Here is a 21037-nt window from a genome sequence, read left to right on the forward strand (position 1 = left end):
TCGGAAGTTGAGAGATTTCGTAAGCAAGGACAATCATATCATGTTGATCCAGTAAATCCTGTCAAAAACAGAAGTGTCAATATTCATGCCAGATGTCGCCCAGCAGATTGAAGCCCTTCGCCAGGAAATCCGGCGGCATGAGCGGCTCTATTATGTCGACGCCAAGCCGGAGATATCAGACAAACAGTTCGACGAGCTTCTCAAGCGCCTTGAAGCACTTGAAGCAAAGCATCCCGAATTCGTTACGCCAGACAGCCCCACGCAGCGTGTCGGTGGTCAACCCATCGATGGATTCCAGACCGTGCCTCATGCACGGCGGATGTACTCGATTGACAACAGCTACAACGAGGAGGACCTCACGAAGTGGGCGAAGCGTTGCTTCGAAGCGATTGATCCTGCGTTTGGCAATTACGCTGCGGCATTTGAAGAAGTCGACCAGGCCGAAGCAGAAGTGAAAGGGCAACGAACGGACGAAGCCAAGAAAGTACGCAAACTGGCGAAAGAAACGCGTGAAGGGTTACACTCGGCGTTAGCGGCTCAAGTGGAAGTTGCTGGCCAGGAGGGCTTTCCCATTCCCGGCGGCTACATCGCCGAGCCAAAGATTGACGGCGTCGCGATTAACCTGCGCTATGAGCGTGGGCAGCTAGTTCAAGCTTTGACGCGCGGCGATGGTACTTCGGGGGATGATGTCACTGCTAATGTGCGAGCGATTCGCTCGGTCCCGTTGGTACTACAAGGGCCGGAGTCCTTCAGGCCTCCGGAAATCCTCGAGGTTCGTGGCGAAATCTTCATGCCGCAGAAGGAATTCTTGCGACTGAATGCAGAAGCGGAAGCTGCGGGGAACGAGCCGTTTGCCAATCCGAGGAACGCGACGGCGGGGACGCTCAAGCAGCTTGATCCAAAGGTTGTCGCCGCCAGAAAGTTGCAGTTTATTGCTCACGGTTCCGGGGAATTGAGCGAAGAGATTGCCGACCTGGGAATTGATGCTCATAGCAAACTGCTACAGCAGATTGCCGCGTGGGGTGTGCCGATCAACGCTCGGAACCGCCAATGTGAATCGATTCGCGAGGTGCTGCGTGAGTTGGAAGCGTTCGACACGGAGCGACTAGAACTCAGCTACGGGGTGGATGGGGTCGTCGTGAAAGTCGACCGCTACGATTTCCAGCAGCAGCTCGGCTACACGAGCAAGTTCCCACGTTGGGCGATTGCCTACAAGTACGCCACCGAACAAGCGGAAACGACGGTCCTGGAAATCCAGTGGCAGATGGGCAAGACCGGGAAGCTGACACCGCGGGCACGGATGGAGCCGGTGTTCGTCGCGGGGACGACCGTGCAGCATGCGACGCTTCACAACTTTGGCGAACTTGAACGCAAGGACGTGCGGGTTGGCGATCAAGTGATCATTGAGAAGGCCGGCGAGATCATCCCGCAGGTCGTACGCTCGCTCAAAGAGAAACGTCCCGCAGGCGTCGAACCAGTCGTCCCGCCGTCGGAATGTCCCGAATGTGGCAGCGAAGTCGAGCCCGAGATTGGCAACAATGGACGAGAGACCGGTCGTTATTGCATCAACCCGGAGTGCCCGGCCCAGTTGCGCGAGCGGCTGATGCACTTTGCTGGTCGCGGCCAGATGGACATTGATGGGCTTGGCGAGAAGGCGATCATCCAACTGGCCGACGCGGGGCTACTCAATTCGTTCGGTGACATCTTCTGCTTGAAAGACCATCGCGAAGAGATGCTCAAGCTGGAACGGATGGGCGAAAAGAAGGTCGACAATCTTCTCGCTAGCATCGAAGAGGTCAAATCACGCGGCTTGGCACGTGTGTTGGGTAGTTTGGGGATCCGGCACGTCGGCTCGACCGGCTCGCGTATCCTCGCCGAACACTACGGCACGCTTGACGCACTGATGGCAGCAAGCGAGGAGGATATCCGCACGTTCAAAATCAACGGTCGCGAATCGGGCATCGGCGAAGAGATCGCCAAGAGCCTCTACCACTTTCTGCACAGCGAACGGGGCCAGTTCGTCTTTCAGGAACTCCGCGAAGCGGGCGTCGATCTCACCGAGCCGCAACCCGAGGCGACCGAAGGCGGCTCGCAACTTTTCGCAGGCAAGTCCCTCGTCGTGACCGGCAAGCTGGAACAATACAGCCGCGACGAAATTCACGACCTGATCCGCCAACACGGCGGTCGCGCGGCGAGTAGTGTCTCGAAGTCGACGGACTATCTGATCGCTGGAGAGAAAGCCGGCAGCAAGTTGGCCAAGGCGGAGAAGCTTGGGGTGGCGGTGATTAGCGAGGGGGAGTTTTTAGAGATGTTGTCACAGGCTCTAGACCCAGATGGCTAGGCCTAGGGGTTCTAAGTGTTTTGGTCATGCTTTCGCAGAAGAATGATGTAAGGATTGCAATGAATTACTGGTTGTTCAACGCGGAGAAACAGCCCCAGTTATCTCGGAATGCTGAGGATATTTGGTTTGAGGAAAACATGGGGTACTCAGCCAATGAACGTGAGAAGTACGGAGTCCCACTTGGAAAAATGGTCCCAGGTGATCGCGTGCTTATGTATGTGAATAACAAAGGATACGTTGGTATCGGGACTGTTACAGCTAGTTGGAATGGCAAGGGTTATAAGCAAAAGCATGTCTATAAAGGATGCGATTACCCTGAGTATAGGATTTCAATCAATTGGCAGTACGATTTACGCCGCACCCCATTCGAGATTGGATGGGTGTCTCCGCAGTTTCTATGTTCTGTTACAAAGCCAGAGTTACTTGAGCGTATCAAGACAGTATTGGATTGTGCATCCAAGGGTTACTTACCGCGACCACTCGCTGAAGAAGCGAGTGAGTATTTACCAACTGATGAGGACGAAAGGCAAGAAGCCCATCGTCAAGTGAAAGAGCGCCGCGGTCAGCGTGTTTTCCGCGACAAACTTCTGAAGCGATATGGAAAGCGATGCCAAGTTACGGGTAGTGAACTCCTAGACGTAATAGAAGCAGCGCACATCAGACCTCATCGAGGCACCAAAGATCATCATGTAGGCAATGGCATGCTGTTAAGAGCAGATGTACACACACTGTTCGATCTCGACCTGATAGGCATAGAACCAGGAACACTCAAGATTATTTGCTCGAAGAACATAAAGCATGAATACGCTAATGTCGTTCGCAATCGGCTTCTGGTTACTGAAGGCAATCGCCCTTCAGAAAAAGCTCTTCAGTATCGGTATAAGCGATTCTGTTATCGCCAGTAGTGGACGCAAAGCTTTGTCGTAATATGTGTCTACATCACCCACAAACAGGGATGAATAGTTCACTCAACCCGTATCAGCACCTCATTCCTTCGCAAAAACCCCGGCGTCCACGGGGGATCGTAGCCGGCGAATTCGTAATTGTCTTTGCCGACGAGTTCCTTTTCTGCCAGCCACTTTTCGAGCTTCGCCTTTGCTTCGGCAATCTTCGCTTCGGTCATCTTGCCGGAGAAGCGGATGACGGCGAAGCGTCCGCCTGGGCGTTTACGCACTTTCACTTGTGTGCTCGTGGGTTCGGGAACGTTGTCCGCGGCGACTTGCTTGGGGACGACGAAGCCCATCTGACCTGATTCCTCACTGTCACCGGCTTCCATGAAGACGGGTACGGTCATGGCGACCTTTTGTTGCTGCTCGTTCTCGCCGCTGATGTAGCCGAACAGTCGCATGAAACTTCCATCGCCGCTGCCGTCACCCTCTGGTGATCGCGAACGCATTTCGGTGGTTGCCAAGACCAACTCGGGATAATCACGGATTTCAAAGTCGCCTTCGGACTCGACCACGGTATACTCAGCCGCTTCGTAGGCCGTTCGCGAGGTGTATTTCCAGGCCAGAAAGCCAACGACGATTAGCGTAGTGAAGAATCCATAGAGAATCATTTTCTTGCGCTTCATTGTATTCGCTTAATAGGTGGTCAGAATCAGATAGAGTCGAGTCCCGGCAATCTGCAAGTCTTCAAGTGGTTTCGTTCGCAGGTACTCCGTGGATTCAGAATCGTGCTAGATAGCCGCACCTCATGACCTACCCTCTCGACCAAATCGCCCTCGTTGCCCTCATCATGGCTTTTGGCAGCGTTGTCCAGGGTGCGGTTGGTTTCGGCTCGGGGTTGTTAGGAGTACCGTTGTTGGTCCTCGTCGGGTTTTCGATTCCCGAAGCGGCGACGATCAATCTCACTTCGACCGCTGTGCAAAACATCGCTGGGGCCTGGAAACTACGATCGCATCTTGTGAAGAGTGAACTGGTCCTGCCGGTGACGTTTCGATTGTTGGCGATCCCTTTTGGTACTTATGCCGCCTATCTGGTTGATCAGCACTTCAACTTGGCGCAGTCGAAGCAGCTTGTCGGCTTCTTTTTACTGGTGGTCGTGAGTCTGTTATGGGGGCTCCGCGTCAAGCCAAGAGAGTCCCTGGGCGTCGGTTGGCAGGCGCTGGCGTTTGTTTCTTCGGGGTTTCTGATGGGCTTTGCCGCGATGGGGGGATCGCCGATGGTGATCTATGTGAATGCCTTGGACTGGACCGCGCATAAGTCGCGGGCGCTGCTGTTCTTCTGCTCGGCAATTGCGTTGCCGGTGGTGGCGGCTTCTTTCTGGTGGGACTACGGCAGCAAGGTTTTGCCGGCTGCGACGACGGCGCTAGTGGTGATGCCGGTGATCTTGATCGGTTTGAAGCTGGGTCTGAGTTTGGGGCATCGGCTATCGAAGCCCTTGTTTCGGCGGATTACGTATGTGTTGATTCTGTTGGTTGCGGTCGCCTCGATATTAGCCCCGTTGTTCTAATGGGATGCCACCAATCATCATAACCCGAAGCGTAAGCGAGGGAGAACGCTGGTTGGCGTTCTCCCTCGCTTACGCTTCGGGTTATGATTTTACGGACCCCTACTAGCTAGAATCTCTTTGATCGTCAGCAACTTCAACATCTCGCAGTCGATGATCGAAGAGAAACGGTCCGAAGGGAAAGACTGCTGCGATAATCCCTGTGATGGCCAGCTTGTGCGGGATCGGTACGCGTGAGATCGCGACCCAAAAAGCAACGCCCAAGCAAACAAACAGAAAACCATGCGCGGAACCGACAATCCGCACTGCCTGGGGCATGTCGGCGAAATACTTCAGCGGCATGGCGACGCCGAATAGCAAGAGCGTGGAGACGCCTTCGACGAGGCTGAGTGTTCTCAGGCGGCTGAGGAATTTGAGATCACGATCCATTGGCGGTTTGCTAAGGTTGGATGACAGCGGGCAGTTCTTTCCCTTTCTCGATGAAACGAATCGAGAGAGAATTCACGCAGTGCCGCGTATCTTTCGGAGTTTTCCTCTCCCCGTGAAAAACGTGGCCAAGATGACCGCCGCAATTTTTGCAGACGATCTCGGTGCGGCGGCCGTCGGGGTCAGGGTGGCGGGCGACGGAATTGGGTAGTTCGTCGTCGAAGCTCGGCCAGCCGCAGCCGCTGTCGAACTTATCGTCTGAGCTGTAGAGCGGCGCATTGCAACGGCGGCAGAGGTAAGTGCCCTCGGCTTTCCAATCGTTGTACTCGCCGGTAAAAGGGCGTTCGGTCCCTTTGTTGACGATCACGTAGGTTTCTTCGTCGTTGAGCGGGTTGTATGCTGTGTTCTCACTATCCATCGGACTCCTAACTCTTTGCTGGGCAGGGTTTACGTCGAACTCAAATCAAGATCAGTCTGTTGATCAGGTGCGACTTCTTTCAGGCCCGTCTCGTCATCGTTGTTGAGTAACAAGGTGTGCTGGATTCGGCCTGAAGGATATGGGGCTTTCGTTTGCAATGCCCATCTACGGGTGGGTAGACTACGGTCTCTCCACGTCGGTCGTCCCCGCGGGTTTTTTGCTTTCAACAATCAGCATTGAGCAACACCATGTCTCCTAAGTCGATGTTCCGTAATCTTCGCGATAAAGCTAACCGTAGTCGTCGAGTCAAGTTTTTCAAAGGCCGTTCGCTGAAATACGAGATTCTTGAGGGACGCCGGGTGTTGAGCGTCTCAGGGCCGATGGGGATCAACGAATGTGCGCCGGAGTTTGTAGACTCAGCGATGGACGGCCTCACAGCTCCGGTAACCTCGGCGCAGTTCCGACCCGGTGAGGCCATCACCTTTAGCGTTCCCGTCAGTAACAGCAACTATGGCGATGGCGGCGCAAACGCGACAGCTTTAGAGGATATTTTCCTCTCACTCGACCCTGACGAAGCCATACGCAACAACGGAGCGACGGCCTCAGGCGCTACGCTAACTTTCGATTCTGCGAACAATGAGTGGGACTTTAGTTGGACGCCCAGTGAAGCCCAGTTGGACGCAAAACGAATCGCAGCGGACGCCGAAGCCGCCATGACGGGGGATGAGCCGGACTATAGTTTCCGATTCTTCATCATTGCCAGTGATGATGGGAGTGGCGTAGACGGCGGGAACAACGCGCAAGGGACACCCCTTTCAGATTCCTATGCGTTTCGGCTGAACGTCAACGATAACCCGGTCTTCGACTTGGATGTCCCTAACGATGGGTTCATGTTCACGGAAAGAGATCCCAATACCCCCATTGCTGACACCGAAGTGCCGTTGGTTGGCCCGAATTTTGGGATTAGTTTCGCGAGAGGTGGCACACTCAATTTGGTCGAAGTACGGATCAAATCTCCGCTGCCAGGAGAGACCATTCAGGTGGACGAAAGCGTCTTGGCACCGAATGATCTTGAGCTCGCTGGGCCGAATGGAGCTACAAGTCTTATTATCCGCACCACCATGGGTGTGCAGCCTACCGTCGAGCAATACGAAAACGTGTTGCGCACGCTCACTTACAATAGCACCTCGGATGATCCAGCGGTGGAACGACTCATCGAGGTGAAAATCACCGATGACGGCAATCGTTTTGCAGCACAAGATGCGCGGGTTGTGATCACTCCGACAAACGATAAGCCCGACCTCGAAGAAATCCCTAATCAATCCGTTGCTTTCGGTGAGACGGTCATGGTGACTCTCAACGCCACTGATCCGGACGCGGGGATCAATTCCAGCCGACCGAGTGATTCGATCATCTTCCAGATCACCAATAGCAGTCTCTCAGGGGGGATGATTGCCGCGCCACTACAAACCGTTCGCAATTCACAAGGTGCGTTCTCAACGACTTTCACATTCCAGCCAACCGCGGAACAGATTCAACAGATTAAGAGCAATACTCCTGCTGGTGTCACGCCGTTTTTCGAGTTTACGATTTCCGCCACCGATAACAGCACGAATCGTACAGGCTTTAATGAAAGCCCCGCCGACACGGAGACTTTCCGCATCACCATTCGTAACGCTTCTCCAGTTGCTGTAGACGACGTTGCCTACCCGAATGAGTTCGACATCAGTGAGGACGCGGACGCGACGCTGCTGGGACTTATGGGCCTGATTGACTTGCTAGACAATGACAGCGACCCCGATGGCGATCCGCTTGTGGTTTCGGGAGTTTCTGTCAACGGAACGCAGTTCAACGTTGGTCAGCAGTTCACGCATCCGTCGAGTGGTGCCTTGATCACGGTCGATGAGCAAGGCCGTGTCACTTACGATCCGAATGGTCAGTTCGAGAGTCTTGATGAGGGTGATGAAGTAACCGATACGTTTACCTACACCATCAGTGATGGGAATGGTGGCACCGATATGGCGAACGCGACGGTCACCATTCTTGGCCGCAACGACGCTCCAACACAAAGGCTCGACAATCAGAATATGCCTCTTGTGCCCATGTTCACAATAGATGAGCAATCTGGTGCGAACGATCTGGATCCGATGGTCTTCTTCGCTGCCGTCGATGATGTTGATGAGGAGGACAACGCCGGCACTTTCAGCTTGGGCGGAGTTTTGGCTCAGCAGGGCTTCTCCTTTGACAGCGTCAACCGGCGGATTTCTTTCAATCCGAATTATCTCGCGGACATTCCGATCAACGATACCGTCGAGATCGATTTTATTGCCCGTGTGGAAGATAGCAGCGGAGCCGTGGTCAATGTGCCTTCAAAGATTACCGTACGTGGGGTAGACACGCCTCCGACGACGCAGACGGACTCCTATGATGCCAACGAAGATGAAACGCTGTCTGTCACGGACCGTGCGTTCGGCGTCTTGGGTAACGACTCCGACGATGGCGGCAACGCTGCTTTGACGGTTTCGCAGGTGAATGGACAGACGACCAACGTGGGCATGGAGCTTGACGTTATGGACACAACGGGCACTTACAACGGCAAGCTGACGGTCAACTCCGATGGAACCTTTACGTTTGACCCTCAACCGGGCGTTCCGGGTGGTTTTGATGATCTCGGTGCCAACGACTCGGCGACCGTTCAGTTCAACTACACCGCCAGGGATGCTAACGGCGGTGAAAGTGTCCCTGCTCAGACGGTGACGATTACTGTCGCCGGAAGGAACGATGCGCCCGATGCCGTTGATGATGGCGGAGCGAACTTCACGACCAACGAGGATACGGCGCTTGTCGGTGCTAACGTCTTAGACAACGATCAGGATATTGATGGCGATTCGCTGACGGTCTTCGCGGTCAACGGGATGAACTCGGGAGTTGGCACAAATCTGCCTGTGACTAGTACTGGAGGACGTGACGCTACCATTATGGTTGGGCAATCTGGCGAAGTGACGTTTGACCCGAGCGGGATATTCGATTCGCTTGGAGCGGGCGAGAGCGATACGATATCATTCACCTATTTGGCCGTCGATAGTCTCTCTAATAGCAATACGGCCACGGTGACGCTCACGATCACTGGCGTCAACGACGCCCCCGTGATTGATCGCGGGCAACTGGCTAGTGCGATTCAGCAGGCTCTGGGCCGCAGCACAACGCCCGATCTGAGCCAGCCGATCCAGGTCCAGCGGAATAATCTGTTTAGCTTCGATTTCGCTGCGACAGTCTCTGACATCGACACCCCAGTTCCAGGCGTCACGTTTTCACTTTCTGAGAATGTCCCCAACGCGCAGAACCAACCGAGCATTAGCAACGGAGGGCAGTTCACTTGGACACCTAGTGCTAACGGCACCTTTACTTTGACGTTTGGAGCCGTGAATTCTGATTTCAAAGCGGACAATGTCACGATCACATTTGAAGTCGTGAACGTCGTGATCTAGAGGCACGAACTAGAAACCAGCCAGTCCGCTGAACTTGTTAAACTTTGATGATTAGGCAGCCGATGATTCTGGTAGCGGTAGCTATGCGCACATTCAGCGCACCTGCCGCACTGCAGGGGGGCACACTTGTGCTAGCATCGTGACCTGGGTTTTCGCCTCAGGCATGATCGAAGGTGTGCCGAAGTGAGTTGCTACTTCGATTGGCTCTCGAAACTGCCTTTTAGACTTATCCCGCGTGCTGCTGTCGCGCTGGTGGCTTCGATGATTCTGCTTCAGCCAGCGTACGCGCAGAAGCAGCGATTTCCTGCACGCTCGGGCAGTCATTTCGCAGAGCGCGACTTTGCCGAAGTTGCGGCAGAGTTCAATCCTGAGTTGCGTGCAGAAACGTCGCCGCCTAGCGAAGAGGATCTCAACGACCTTCGCCAAGTCGATGCCAAGCAGTCTGCCGACTACGGTCAGCGACCAAGCTATCTGCTTGAAGACGATGCCTCCCGAGCTTTGTACAACGAGGAGGTTGATAGCGCCGTCGATGACTTCGTCGAGCAGGTGGCTTACTGCGATGAGCCCTCGTGCGGTTGCGATGACCCAGCATGTGGTTGCCCCGAGGCTAGCTGCGGATGCGAGTCGAGTTACGGATGTGAAGCGAGCTGCGGCTGCGATGATGGCTATTGCGACGTTGGTTCTTGCAAGTTGGACTGCGGTTCGTGTATTGAAGATCCTTGTTGCTCGCTTGGCGGGTGCGAAGCTTCATGTGGCGGCAGCACTTTTCAGGTTGGAGTCGAGTACGTTCTCTTAAAACCGCGTTTCAGCCAGAACAATGCGCTGACAGTGATGACGAGCAATGGCGCAAGCGTTGAGACGTTCACCGAGCGAAGCTTCGACTATGACCTGGAGTTCTCCCCCCGGGTATGGCTGGGTATGAGCCTCAGCGACCACTGGGGATGGCGAGTGACTTGGTGGGAATTTGATGAAAGCCCCGCCGTCGAATCTGCCTCTCCCGCGAACGGATTTGGCCGGGTTTCCCATCCTCACTTCGGCGACTTTGACCCAGTCGCAGACGACATCGACATTTCGACGAACGTCCCTTCGGATGTCTTCACGGCTGCCAGCGGACTGGATGTCTACACGATTGATTTGGAAGCCCTCAAGCGAAGCCGTTTGAATGCTTGGAATCTCGAAGTGGGCTACGGCATCCGCTACGCATCGAGCGAACAGAACTACCTTGCTGAGTTACGCAACAGCGTGAACACGCTGCGCGGCAGAATCGACTTTTGTCAGTACCTGGAAGGATTTGGCCCAACGGTCTCGTTGGCAGCGAGTCGTCCTCTCTTCGGTAAAGTTCGCCTGATGGGCTCGGCACGAGGCTCGCTCCTGTTTGGCGACGGAGAGTCCGTGATGGTAGCCGGTGAAGATCTCGACCTATCGACACCGTTCACCACGACACGGACAACCTTGCGTGACGACCTTCTATCCATTGGCGAGGCCCGGGTCGGTCTACAATGGCTGGGCGACGTTCACGATAATGGCCTGCAGTGGATGTTCTCCACAGCAATGGAAGGCCAAATCTGGGGCAATGCGGGGAGCGCCTCCAGCGAGGACGCCGATCTCGGTTTCTTCGGTTTCAATGTCGGTGGCGGCGTCATGTGGTAGGCGAGTTTCTCATCGCAGCTTGAACGGCTATCTCGCCTACTCCTCGCGATTCTACATTTGCGCCTCTTTCGTCGCACTTTCTGACTTTTTCTTGCGATCTGTTGTCATCTCTGACAGCCGGAAATTGATTGTTCTTTGGGAGAGTTCTCTCGTCCGCACCGGCTACTTGCCTAAATCGGAGAGAGCTTCCCAAAAGCCTGCAATTTCGCTCTCGGGAGAAGGAAGTCAGTCATGTCTGTTGTCAAACGATTGAATCTAGCGCTGTGTGCTGCACTTACGTCGCTAGCACTCGCCTTAACGCCGTCTTCAGCCGCAATTCGCACTTGGGTAGGAGGGAATGACCCTTGGGATGGGGATATTTTCAATTGGACCGGGATCGACGAGCCCGATCCCGATGACGATGCCGTGTTCAATACCGACAATGTGGTTGACATGGCGATGGACAACGAGATCCAGTCCCTAGACCTCTCAAATAGCATCACGCTCAATACGAAGAACCACTTTCTTGACGTGAACGGACTGATCACGCTCGCCGGAGCTGGTACGACGATTCGTGCTGGTGAGAACAATCTGGTGGGTCTTCCTCCGACTTCCGTATCGACTTACGGCGTAACGGTTGGAAACGGTGCCACCTATCAAAACGCGGGCTTCACTAGCATGATTGACCCTGCCGGAATTGGTCTGTTTGACATTGAAAGTGGTGGCACACTCTATGGCAACGGACTCATTCGTAGTGGCGATGGAATTGGCTCACCAACGGTTGTCTTCAACAACGACGGAGTGATCCGTCCTGGAACGGTCACGACGGGAATCGTGCTGGTGGGCGGAACTCCAGCAGCTCGAACCTTGACGCTTGCAGCCATTGATGGCGATGCACGCATTGATCTGGATGGCGTTACAGGCGGTGGTGCGCTGGACATCACGCGGAATCAGACTCTGGACATTGATGTACAGGTTGACGACGACTTCGACGGTGTGATTGACCTTGGTCACAATTCGACGCTTGATATCGAGGATGCCTGGGAGTTCGCCGGCACAATGAATGTTGAAAACGGTTTTGTTCCCGAGTCGGGGACTTTTCCTTTCATCATTCCCGCAATTCCCGCTGACGTCGCTTACCTCCAGGGGGGAGCGATCACCATGAGCGAGTCAACCACCACGATCAACGTGCTCGACAGCGACGGTACTTTGCAGTTTGATACAGCGTTCACGGCAAATGACGGGACGATCAACAACAATAGTCGCATCATTTTCAATGACGACGCCACGATTGGAGCAAGTGTCGACTTTCAGATGAATGGCGTCAACGCTGGGTTTACCGTCGGGGCCGGTGCCACCGTCACGATCAACGACGACGACATGGATTTCGATGGTGGCGGAGCGTCAACTAACGAGATCATTGTTGAAGCGGGTGGATTCCTTGATATGAATCTTGACTCCTTTGAGGGCAACGATCGTGCTGATGGGTTTCTGACGCTTAACAGCGGTTCAATGTCGCTGAATGTGACTGATGGCTCTTGGACGATGGAGCGTCGGCTGACACTCAATAATACGAATGGCACCGTGCCGACGGTGTCTGGCAGCGATATCCAGATTGGCGACGACGCGACCCTGGGGATCTCGAATGACGCGGACGTGCGTGTTGAGGGCAACGGTGCTTCACGGATTGCCGCCAACGTCACCTGGAACTCCGATGCAGAAGTCGACGTCGCCGCAGGTGCGACGCTTGCCGTGACTGGTTTTTCAACTTTCAATACCGTAGATCCGGGAGAGGCCGCGTTGTTCAATGGCCCAGGCAACATCTTCTTTGCTGGTGGGCAGGTCGGTGAAGAAGTGGTTCTGAACTTCAGTGGTGGAACCGTCGGATTGGACGGGGGCGGAGTTCCCATTATCTTCCTGAATGCCCCCGACTTTACGCTCGACGCTCCGCTGATCATCAACGCCGCAGAATTGGACAGTTACGGGCGTTCGGTAGTTTTTCCCGCCCCGGACGTTAGCGAGCTCACGATCAACACAACATCTGGTGGCAGGCTCGAAGTCAATCTCGACGACGCCAATGATGCTTGGACCGTGAACAGTAGCGGTGTTCTTAACGTCAACAGCAGTGGAATACTTTACCAAACCTTCTTGACTGGCAACGAATTAGAAATGGAAGGAACGATGAACGTTGACGGTTTTGCGCAGACGAACGCACGGATGGCGATCAGCGGCACGGTAAATATGAACGATGGCTCGGTAAGTCTACGATTCAGCGGCGGCGACCTCGTCAACGTGAACCGACTCGAAGGCGGCACGATCAATGGTCCCGGCGAGATCTCGGCTACTTCCGGAAGAGCCCTCGTTGGAAACGGTACGATCAATGCGAGTATCGATTTCGACGGCACTAGCCAGCTACTCGCTGACGACGGCACGCTAACGCTCACCAGCGCGATTCAGGATGTGGGAACCCTCGGTACTGCCGATAGCGACGGTATCCTCGAAGTCACTTCTGGTTGGACTACCAGCGATACCGATCTCGTGAGACTCCTTGGTGGAGAAGTCCGTGGGGCGACCATTACCAATGATGGTGCAGGTGGAATCGTCGGTAACGGGCTCGTCTCCGCTCGCGTGGTCAATACGACAAACATCAACGCTCAAAACGGTGGCACACTCATCGTTGAGACTGCCTTGAATAACAACGATTGGGACGGAGCAACGAACTCTGGACAGTTGATCGCCTCCACGGGCAACCTGGAATTACGCGATAACGCGGCCTTCCTTTTCCAGGGGCAAGTTACTGTGGGATCTGGTCAAAACGTGTTCGCCAACGGCTTCGAGATCGAATTCGAGCCAACGGCTACGTTGAACCTAACCAACGGTCTGTACCGTTCGACCAACGCCACGGACTTCGGTGGTGACATCAACGTCTTCGCCGGCGGTGCTTCGCGGATTCAGATTTCCGGGACTGCCGTGTTCGAGAATGGTAGTTCGGCCATGCTCAATGACGATCTGTTGCTCGACAATGCGAACTCAGTGGTTCAGGTCGGTGCCTCTTTCGTCGGAGGTGGCGACCTAGTCAACCTGCCGAACCGAACCCTGACACTGCTCGATGGATCGGTCGTTGGAGTCCAGGTTGTTAACGAAGGCAACCTTGAGATCGACGGTGCGGGAATCGGGCGTGCTGATGCAGCAGACTACGTGCAAGCCTCAACGGGCGTTCTGAACATTGACCTGATGGATACCATGCTGGGGGACTTCGACCGTCTTGTCTTGAACGGTCAGGCCGAGTTGGACGGCTTGCTTGATCTGTTCCTCACAGGCGGTTTCGTTCCAACGTTGGGAGATACATTCAACATCCTCTCAGCAACAGGAGGCATCAACGGCGTATTCAGTGCCATCGACCAACCGCTAACGATGCCTGCAGGCTTGGAGTTCGATGTGAACTACCTCGGCAACATCGTTCAGTTGGAAGTCATCAACTCACCGCTGTTCACGGCCGACTTCGACAACGATGGCGATGTCGACGGCATGGACCTTGCCGAGTGGCAGGGTGATTACGGCCTGAATGCTGACAGCGATGTCGAGCCCGATGGGGACTCGGACGGTTTGGACTTCTTGGAGTGGCAACGCCAGTTCGGCAGTGGTGTCGCTCCGGCAGTGGCCTTCAATACGAGCGTACCCGAGCCAAGTACAGGAATACTTTTCCTGCTGGCAACGAGCAGCCTGATCTCTAGAAGGCGACGCTAGTCGCGTCGCGTGCGGGAGAGGCGTCTGGCCGGGGTGCTTCAGCACCCCGGCCAATGCCTCTTGAAAAACTTAGGGAGAAAGCGACTCTTCTTCCAACCCAAGCTTCTTCATTTTCTTGTAAAGCGTTGTGCGATTCACGCCCAAAGCGTCAGCAGTGGCGTTCCGATTCCAAGCGAACTGCTCGAGGGTTTCGAGAATGATTTGTCGCTCAGGACCTTCGAGGGCTTCTTTGAGCGTCTTCTGGCCAACACGCGGGATCGCAATCGCTGGCGAGCCCACAATATCCTTCGGCAAGTCACCTGCAGTGATGACCTCAGTCTTGCCTAGAAGTACGGCCCGCTCAACCGCGTTTTGCAGCTCGCGAATATTGCCGGGCCAGGGGTAGGACTCCAAAGCGGCGAGAGCATCGTCGCTGAAGCCAGCCACTTTGCGGTTAGTGTCTTCTTGCAACTCGTTGAGGAAGTGCTGTGCGAGTAGCGGAATGTCGCTGCGTCGCTCGCGAAGCGACGGTACGTTGATATTGATGACGTTGACGCGGTAGTAAAGGTCCTGTCGGAATTTTCCTTCGGCAACCGCTTCGGCCAGGTCTTCGTTCGTCGCTAAGATCACTCTCACGTCAACCTTGAAGGTCTCCGAACCGCCAACTTGCTCGAACTCCAGCTCCTGCAGAACGCGAAGGAGTTTTACTTGCATCGCTGGGCTAGCAGTGCCGATTTCATCAAGGAAGATCGTGCCCCCATTGGCTTGCATGAACTTACCCACCTTGTCGGTGCTGGCGCTGGTGAAGGCACCTTTCACGTGGCCGAACAGTTCACTTTCAAGCAGGTTTTCTGGCAGGGCACCACAAGCGACTTCGATAAACGGGCGGCCCGCTCGGTCGCTGCGGCGATGAATCGCACGGGCGATCATGCTCTTGCCGGTGCCGCTCTCTCCGGTCACGAGGACGGTCGCCTTGGTGTCGGCAACGCTTTCGATCACCTCGAATACACGTTGCATCCGCGGATCGCGACCGACGATGTTGCCCATCGAGAAGTGCTTGTCGAGTTCCTTGCGGAGCTGCGTGTTCTCCTCCATGACCTGCCGTTGATTGAACGCCCGTTCCAGGGCCATCAGCAGCTCGTCATCGATCAGGGGCTTTGTCAGATAGTCGAGCGCCCCAGCACGGACCGCTTCAACAGCACTGTCGGCGTCGCCGTAGCCGGTCATGAGAATGACGTTTGTTGAGGGCTTACTCCGACGGATTTGCTCCAGCAGGTCGAACCCGTTGCCGTCTTGAAGGCGGACGTCGATGAGAGCCAGGTCGTAATCGTTCTTGCTGAGAAGTTCGACCGCTTCAACGCAACCGCGGGCAGCGTCAACAGCCAGCCCTTCGCTGCGGAGCCAATCGGTCATCGACTCAAGAACTTGGCGATCGTCGTCCACGACCAACAGTGAGCCATTCAACATGCGAGAAATCTCCCCTCTGAGGACCCGTCGCTACGCGGCAGACACGTGTCCTATCCAAGTCGTTAGTTTGTGGTGTGCGTGACAAGTGAGCGTTGGGCCCGCAGGCCTTTCTCTTATGCCACCAACCTAACGAGCCAAAAGCTTAAGAGGCGTTTGGGGAGAGAACGCCTCGAACGAGCCATTGTGGGGAGTGATCGCTGTGGTTGTTGCTAAATAAGTACGTCGCTAGTCGCGACGGGTCAACAAGGTTGCGAGAAAGCACCCCAAGAGAGGGGCCGATTGTGCGGGTTATAGTAGCGCTCTCGCTCCGCGAGAGGAAATGCGGATGTGGGAGACGTCCCCGATGCGCTCAACGCTTGTCGGCGGAAGAGTTGTTCAAGGCTGCTTTCCTATCGCGGAGCGATAGGGCTACGATGCCCGAGGATGCGCCTTCTCATACGCCTCACGCAGATTTGCCGTGCTGACGTGTGTGTAGATCTGCGTGGTGACAAGACTCTTATGGCCCAGCAATTCCTGCACACTGCGGATATCGGCTCCTCGATCAAGCAGATGCGTCGCGAAGCTGTGCCGCAGTGTGTGCGGGCTGGTCCGGCTGTCGAGGCCCGTTTCTTGGAGATACTTTTCTAACATCCGGCCCACGCTACGGGTCGTGAGTCGAGTGCCGAAACGATTCACGAACACTGGGGCGTCACGTCCCGAGGGTTCTTTAGTCGAAAGCTCTCGAGCCTGCATCCACTTCTGTAAGGCGCGAGTTGCGTAGGAGCCTAGCGGCGCAAGTCGCTCTTTGCGTCCCTTACCGCGGACACGCAGGATCCCTTGCGAGAAGTCGAGATCACCGTCGCAAAGGCCGACGAGCTCGCTGACACGCAGTCCCGCTGAGTAGAGCGTCTCCAGGATCGCCCGGTCTCTCAAGCCCAGTTTTTGGTCCGCTAGTGGTGCATCCAGTAGCTTGCCGATTTCGTCTGTCGAAAGAAAATGCGGCAGCTTGCGTCCCTTGCGAGGATTGCGGAGGGCACGAGCTGGATTACTGTCTGCCCAACCTTCACGCTGTCCGAAACGATAGAAACTACGCAGCGAGGCTAGTTTGCGAGCGATCGAAGTTTTCGCATAGCCGGCGTCATGCAGGGCAGAGAGAAACCCGCGCAGCTCGACCGCTTGAATTCTCTCCGGTTCAGGCGTGCTGCCATCTTCCTCGGCGAAGTATTCTGCGAACGACTCAAGGTCTTCGCGATAACCTTTGATCGTGTGCGGTGAGGAGTTCCGCTCCAGCTTGAGATGATTCAAGAACTGAGCGATCTTCTTTCGCATATTTGCAGCACGATACTAGAATAGCCGCGGTGCTACGCACCGCCGGTCCCCGAAAACGAATAACTATTGAAACGGTATTTCGTCGACCTTAATCTCTTTACTAGGAACATTGTTCCGCAGCTTTTGACTGAGCACGGCCGCATCGTACCAATTGAAGCTGAGTTCGGGATTCGAGGCGAATCGACCGAGCGTTCGCAGCGTCTTCGCGCGCTGAGAATCCTCGTAAAGAAATACGTACCGTTCCTTGCCCTTCACCAGGGCTAGCACATTGATGTCGTCACTCACAGGTCGAACCTTCTGCTGCGGGGCGTCACTTTTGTGATCCTGAGAAAGGCGTCTCTCAAGATCGGCGGGGTTGCGTTCGCCGCAATCGTCGGGTCATCCCTGACGATGGCTTCTCGGAGGCGAAATCGCTAGCAGTCTAGGGCCGCGGGGTTGCCGGAAAGCCGTTGCTGCTAAGAGGTTCTATCGGTCGTCAGGCCAGCGCCACACCACGCTTGTTTTGCGACTCCCGCCGCGGGCCGATAGCATTTCCGAGATGTGCATGTGACAGCAGAAGCGAATGAAGTCGTCGCTTCTTTGGAGATAGCCTTCCCAACCCCCGAAGCGTGCATCGTCTTGGAAATAGACGTAACCCTTGAGCGCCTCAGTAGTTTCTGGATCGTTGCCACGATAGATCTGCGTGTGATTGAGCACCGGACCGTAGTGAGGAACGCAGGCGGGCGGTGCCGGCGATTCAACTAAAGTGCCGATCATTCCGTCTGACGGCGTTGTGCCTGCTATTCCGCTGGTGCCGCTATTGTCAGTTGGAAGATGCAACAGCTCGGGCGTCGATTGTGCATTGCTGCCGTCGGCAGCTGGCAACGGCAATGCTTCTGCAGCGCTGGAATCGAAGGCAAGTGTTGGCTCATCAAACGGATCGCCGGCTGCTTGAGCGCTTTGGACGTCGTCGTAGACCGCCTGCTGGCTATCCGACTCCTCGTTGATGCTCGCGCCCGGCGGGGGTGGGAGAACTTTGGTTTGGGCGTCGCACGGGCTCGGTTGCGAGGTCATCTCCGCGCGAGCTTGGGCGAGTTGGGCTTCGTACACGAGCGAATCAGGGATGAACTCTTCCTCGGGCGTATTCCACGGGAGTCCGTAGCCCGCGGGGATTTCATGATGGCTGACGTTCGAAGAATACCATTCAACCTTCAAGCCGAGACGCGGCGGATAGTACGCTGAAAAGTCGGTCACTGAGCCAATTGCCACGGCATCAACGCCAAGGATTGTCGCCAAACGTTGTGCCTCGCCTGGGCCGTTGAGATCAATCTGATGGCGGATAATCGCTTCTTCGACGACGCCAACGGGCACGACTTCAAACCCGGGCGTTGCCTGCAACTCCGCGTAATAGCTAATGGCAAACTCTCGCCCATCGACGGTCGGCTCATCGCTTTGGTTGAAGAAAGGTGCCACCGCCACGCGGCTGAGCTGTGGGAACGGGTTGCGAATCACGGGCCGGTGTGTCACTTCGGGCAGTAACAGACTGCAGCCGGACTGCGACACCACAAGGGTTGCCAGCAACGCTGCAGAGAGCGTTTGAAGAAACGAGTTTGGCAACCAACGAGTCACGAGTAGAACTTCACCACGAAAGGATCCCCCCTTTCGAGCGTTACTCGCAATCATCGACAGACCCGTTACAATCGCTAAAGTGAAAGTAGCGTAAAAGTATGCAAATCATTCTGCTAGCAAGGGCCCTGCTAGCAACGAAACCTTTCGAGACCTTACCCAGCTTGACTATGACTGCCAGATTCCAAACGTCGAGAAAGCTGCGGCTCGAATCGCTAGAGGTTCGCACCCTGCTCGATGCAGCGGGGGTAACGATCATTACCCATGGGGCTCAGGTTATTTCTGGGCTACCCGACTGGGAAGTTACTCTTGGGCAGGCAATTCTTGATCGTGCCGATGGCGCCGCGACAGATCGAACCACCGGTAGCATTTTTCAGCACGACCAGACAACCGGGCAGTGGACGCCGCTCGGAGGTGGCGTGTGGAACAACAGTAATTCCGCCGACGAGCATATTGTCTTGCTCTACAACTGGTCGAACGAGTCGGGCAACTTAGCCGACGGTTGGTCGGATGCTGCGGCTGACAATCTCTTCGCGAGCCTCCTTGATGACAATGATTATTTGCTAGGCGATATCTCAGGACGCAGTTTCTACGAATTGACACTTGAGGAGCCGGCTTTAGAAGAAGGTGGCATCGTCGACTTTCACTTCATCGGACATAGCCGTGGCGCTGTCGTGAACTCTTTGGTTACAGAGCGTTTTGATGCTTACTTCGACACAATGATCGATCACGTTACTTCGCTTGATGGGCACCCGGCCAGTGCAATGAACGATCGCGGCTACGATCCAAACAACCCGAATGAAAACAGTCGTATCTTCACCTACGACAACGTGGTATTCGCGGACAACTACTACCAACAGGATGGAGCCTACGAGCCGCTGCTATTTGACTTCAATGGCGTGCAGGCAAATGGGGCTTACAACTTCCGTATTCCTACGCCAGTGATCGAAAACGGCGGTAGTTCACTGGAGCACAGTGACGTCCACACCTGGTACTACGGTACGGTGACGGAAGCATTCGCCGGCGACTACTCGGGTTTTAGCGGTGCCGGTCGCAATAACGATGGCGACGTGAGCTTCCCCGAAAGTTGGTGGGGAAACTCAGGAGTGCCGGACCGTGATGCAACCGGATTCCATTTCACTCAGATCGCTGGCGGCAGTCGTGAGGGGCTGCCTGAGTTTCGCACGAAGATCGACTCGGGAGTCATTGAGACAGTCAACAACGGCGACTTCCGCCACGGTGATGGCTTCTTTAGCGACTCACCTCCCGGCTGGCTCAATCACGGTGGTGGCGGTTCGGGACCGTTGGGAGGTGGGCAGTCGTATCTTGAGCTCAACTCCGGCGGGAACGATTTTTTCCGTCGCCATAACCCACTCTGGTTCGATGTGAACACCGTGTCCGTCGAGTACGACTATTGGATCAACAACTCATCGGGGAACGACCAACTCGAAGTCTTGGTTGGCAATACAGTGATCGATACGATTTCGCTCAGTTCGACCACAAGTGACTTCGTCCTCAATCGTCAGGCGAACCTCGGTTTCGCCCACGGCGGATTTGTCGACACGCTCACTTTCCAGATCAACGATACCGCTAGCAATGGGATCGATTCCGCCGTGCGGATCGATAATATCCGGCTCATCATTGATGTTCCCAATTCGGAAGCGGACTTCGACGATAGCGGCACAGTCGCCGGCAGCGACTTCCTCGCTTGGCAACGAGATGCTGGCAAGCCTCTGGGAGCGACGAACTCGCAGGGCGACGCGGACTTCGACGGCAACGTCGATCTCGACGACCTAAACCTCTGGCAGCAACAATACGGCACCACGCCCACCAACGCCGCTAGCGGCTTCGCTGAGCGGTCTACCGATAGCCCAACGGAGCCCCTCCTTAGCGGCAACACCTGGATCGACCGCTTTGGCCTTGAGCTGCCCTGGAAGCGGGAGAAAACGCTGTTTCCCAGGCTCCGTGGTTTCTTTCATTTTTTCTCGTAACACTCCCGTAGCCGATTCGCTTAGCTCTTTAGAAGCGACGCTCGGGTCGCCTTGGCGACGTGTACGAGAAACTTACCTTGCAGGCACACGGCGTTCGATAACGCTGCTCGTACGCTGCCAAGGTGGCTCGGCGTTGTTTTGTAGTGGGCATTAGGCAGTGTTGTTCTTCAACCAACGAAACTGCCTC

The 21037-nt window shown here is 55.3% G+C and carries 14 protein-coding genes; 7 read left to right on the forward strand and 7 right to left on the reverse strand.

Going from position 1 to position 21037, the window contains the following annotated elements; all coding sequences use genetic code 11:
• Positions 1-85 precede the first annotated feature (85 nt).
• Together ligA and RIB44_02755 are read left to right on the forward strand one after the other, a co-directional pair.
• Positions 86-2341 carry an NAD-dependent DNA ligase LigA gene (gene ligA, locus RIB44_02750; protein MEQ8615492.1) on the forward strand — a complete coding sequence of 752 codons (2256 nt, stop codon included), beginning with the start codon at positions 86-88 and terminating at the stop codon, positions 2339-2341.
• 26 nt (positions 2342-2367) lie between these two features.
• On the forward strand, positions 2368-3246 hold the full coding sequence (locus RIB44_02755; protein ID MEQ8615493.1) for an HNH endonuclease: 879 nt from the start codon (positions 2368-2370) through the stop codon (positions 3244-3246).
• A gap of 59 nt (positions 3247-3305) precedes the next feature.
• Here RIB44_02755 and RIB44_02760 read toward each other — a convergent pair whose 3' ends face one another.
• On the reverse strand, positions 3306-3914 hold the full coding sequence (locus tag RIB44_02760; GenBank protein MEQ8615494.1) for a heme-binding protein: 609 nt from the start codon (positions 3912-3914) through the stop codon (positions 3306-3308).
• A gap of 122 nt (positions 3915-4036) precedes the next feature.
• Here RIB44_02760 and RIB44_02765 point away from each other — a divergent pair, with 122 nt between their 5' ends.
• On the forward strand, positions 4037-4795 hold the full coding sequence (locus RIB44_02765) for a TSUP family transporter (protein MEQ8615495.1): 759 nt from the start codon (positions 4037-4039) through the stop codon (positions 4793-4795).
• A 102-nt stretch (positions 4796-4897) separates the two neighbouring features.
• On the opposite strand, the gene RIB44_02770 is transcribed toward RIB44_02765, so the two are convergent.
• Positions 4898-5221 carry a DUF3817 domain-containing protein gene (locus tag RIB44_02770; GenBank protein MEQ8615496.1) on the reverse strand — a complete coding sequence of 108 codons (324 nt, stop codon included), beginning with the start codon at positions 5219-5221 and terminating at the stop codon, positions 4898-4900.
• Positions 5222-5231: 10 nt separating this feature from the next.
• Entirely contained in the window at positions 5232-5636 is a 405-nt protein-coding gene (locus RIB44_02775) for a methionine-R-sulfoxide reductase (protein ID MEQ8615497.1), read from the reverse strand.
• A gap of 248 nt (positions 5637-5884) precedes the next feature.
• Between RIB44_02775 and RIB44_02780 the strand changes: the two genes are divergently transcribed.
• The 3 genes from RIB44_02780 to RIB44_02790 all read left to right on the forward strand — a co-directional run bounded on the left by RIB44_02780 (position 5885) and on the right by RIB44_02790 (position 14500).
• Positions 5885-9124, forward strand: a complete 3240-nt coding sequence (locus RIB44_02780; protein MEQ8615498.1) for an Ig-like domain-containing protein — start codon at positions 5885-5887, stop codon at positions 9122-9124.
• Positions 9125-9307: 183 nt separating this feature from the next.
• The gene (locus RIB44_02785; protein ID MEQ8615499.1) at positions 9308-10774 is read left to right on the forward strand and encodes an Lpg1974 family pore-forming outer membrane protein; all 1467 of its coding nucleotides are present in this window, start codon (positions 9308-9310) and stop codon (positions 10772-10774) included.
• A gap of 231 nt (positions 10775-11005) precedes the next feature.
• Positions 11006-14500 (forward strand): PEP-CTERM sorting domain-containing protein, encoded by a 3495-nt coding sequence (locus RIB44_02790; GenBank protein ID MEQ8615500.1) that lies wholly within the window; start codon positions 11006-11008, stop codon positions 14498-14500.
• Between the two features lie 69 nt (positions 14501-14569).
• On the opposite strand, the gene RIB44_02795 is transcribed toward RIB44_02790, so the two are convergent.
• The 4 genes from RIB44_02795 to RIB44_02810 form a co-directional block, all read right to left on the reverse strand.
• Complete coding sequence (locus RIB44_02795; GenBank protein ID MEQ8615501.1) at positions 14570-15946, reverse strand: sigma-54 dependent transcriptional regulator; 1377 nt, start codon at positions 15944-15946, stop codon at positions 14570-14572.
• Positions 15947-16354: 408 nt separating this feature from the next.
• Positions 16355-17254, reverse strand: a complete 900-nt coding sequence (gene xerC / locus RIB44_02800; protein ID MEQ8615502.1) for a tyrosine recombinase XerC — start codon at positions 17252-17254, stop codon at positions 16355-16357.
• A gap of 63 nt (positions 17255-17317) precedes the next feature.
• The gene (locus RIB44_02805) at positions 17318-17539 is read right to left on the reverse strand and encodes a hypothetical protein (protein MEQ8615503.1); all 222 of its coding nucleotides are present in this window, start codon (positions 17537-17539) and stop codon (positions 17318-17320) included.
• A 180-nt stretch (positions 17540-17719) separates the two neighbouring features.
• Complete coding sequence (locus RIB44_02810; protein ID MEQ8615504.1) at positions 17720-18862, reverse strand: hypothetical protein; 1143 nt, start codon at positions 18860-18862, stop codon at positions 17720-17722.
• 167 nt (positions 18863-19029) lie between these two features.
• On the opposite strand from RIB44_02810, the gene RIB44_02815 reads away from it, so the two are divergent.
• A complete protein-coding gene (locus tag RIB44_02815; GenBank protein ID MEQ8615505.1) occupies positions 19030-20850 on the forward strand; it encodes a hypothetical protein in 1821 nt (606 codons plus the stop codon).
• Positions 20851-21037 lie beyond the last annotated feature (187 nt).

It is taken from the genome of Lacipirellulaceae bacterium, assembly GCA_040218535.1.
Classification (GTDB): domain Bacteria; phylum Planctomycetota; class Planctomycetia; order Pirellulales; family Lacipirellulaceae; genus Adhaeretor.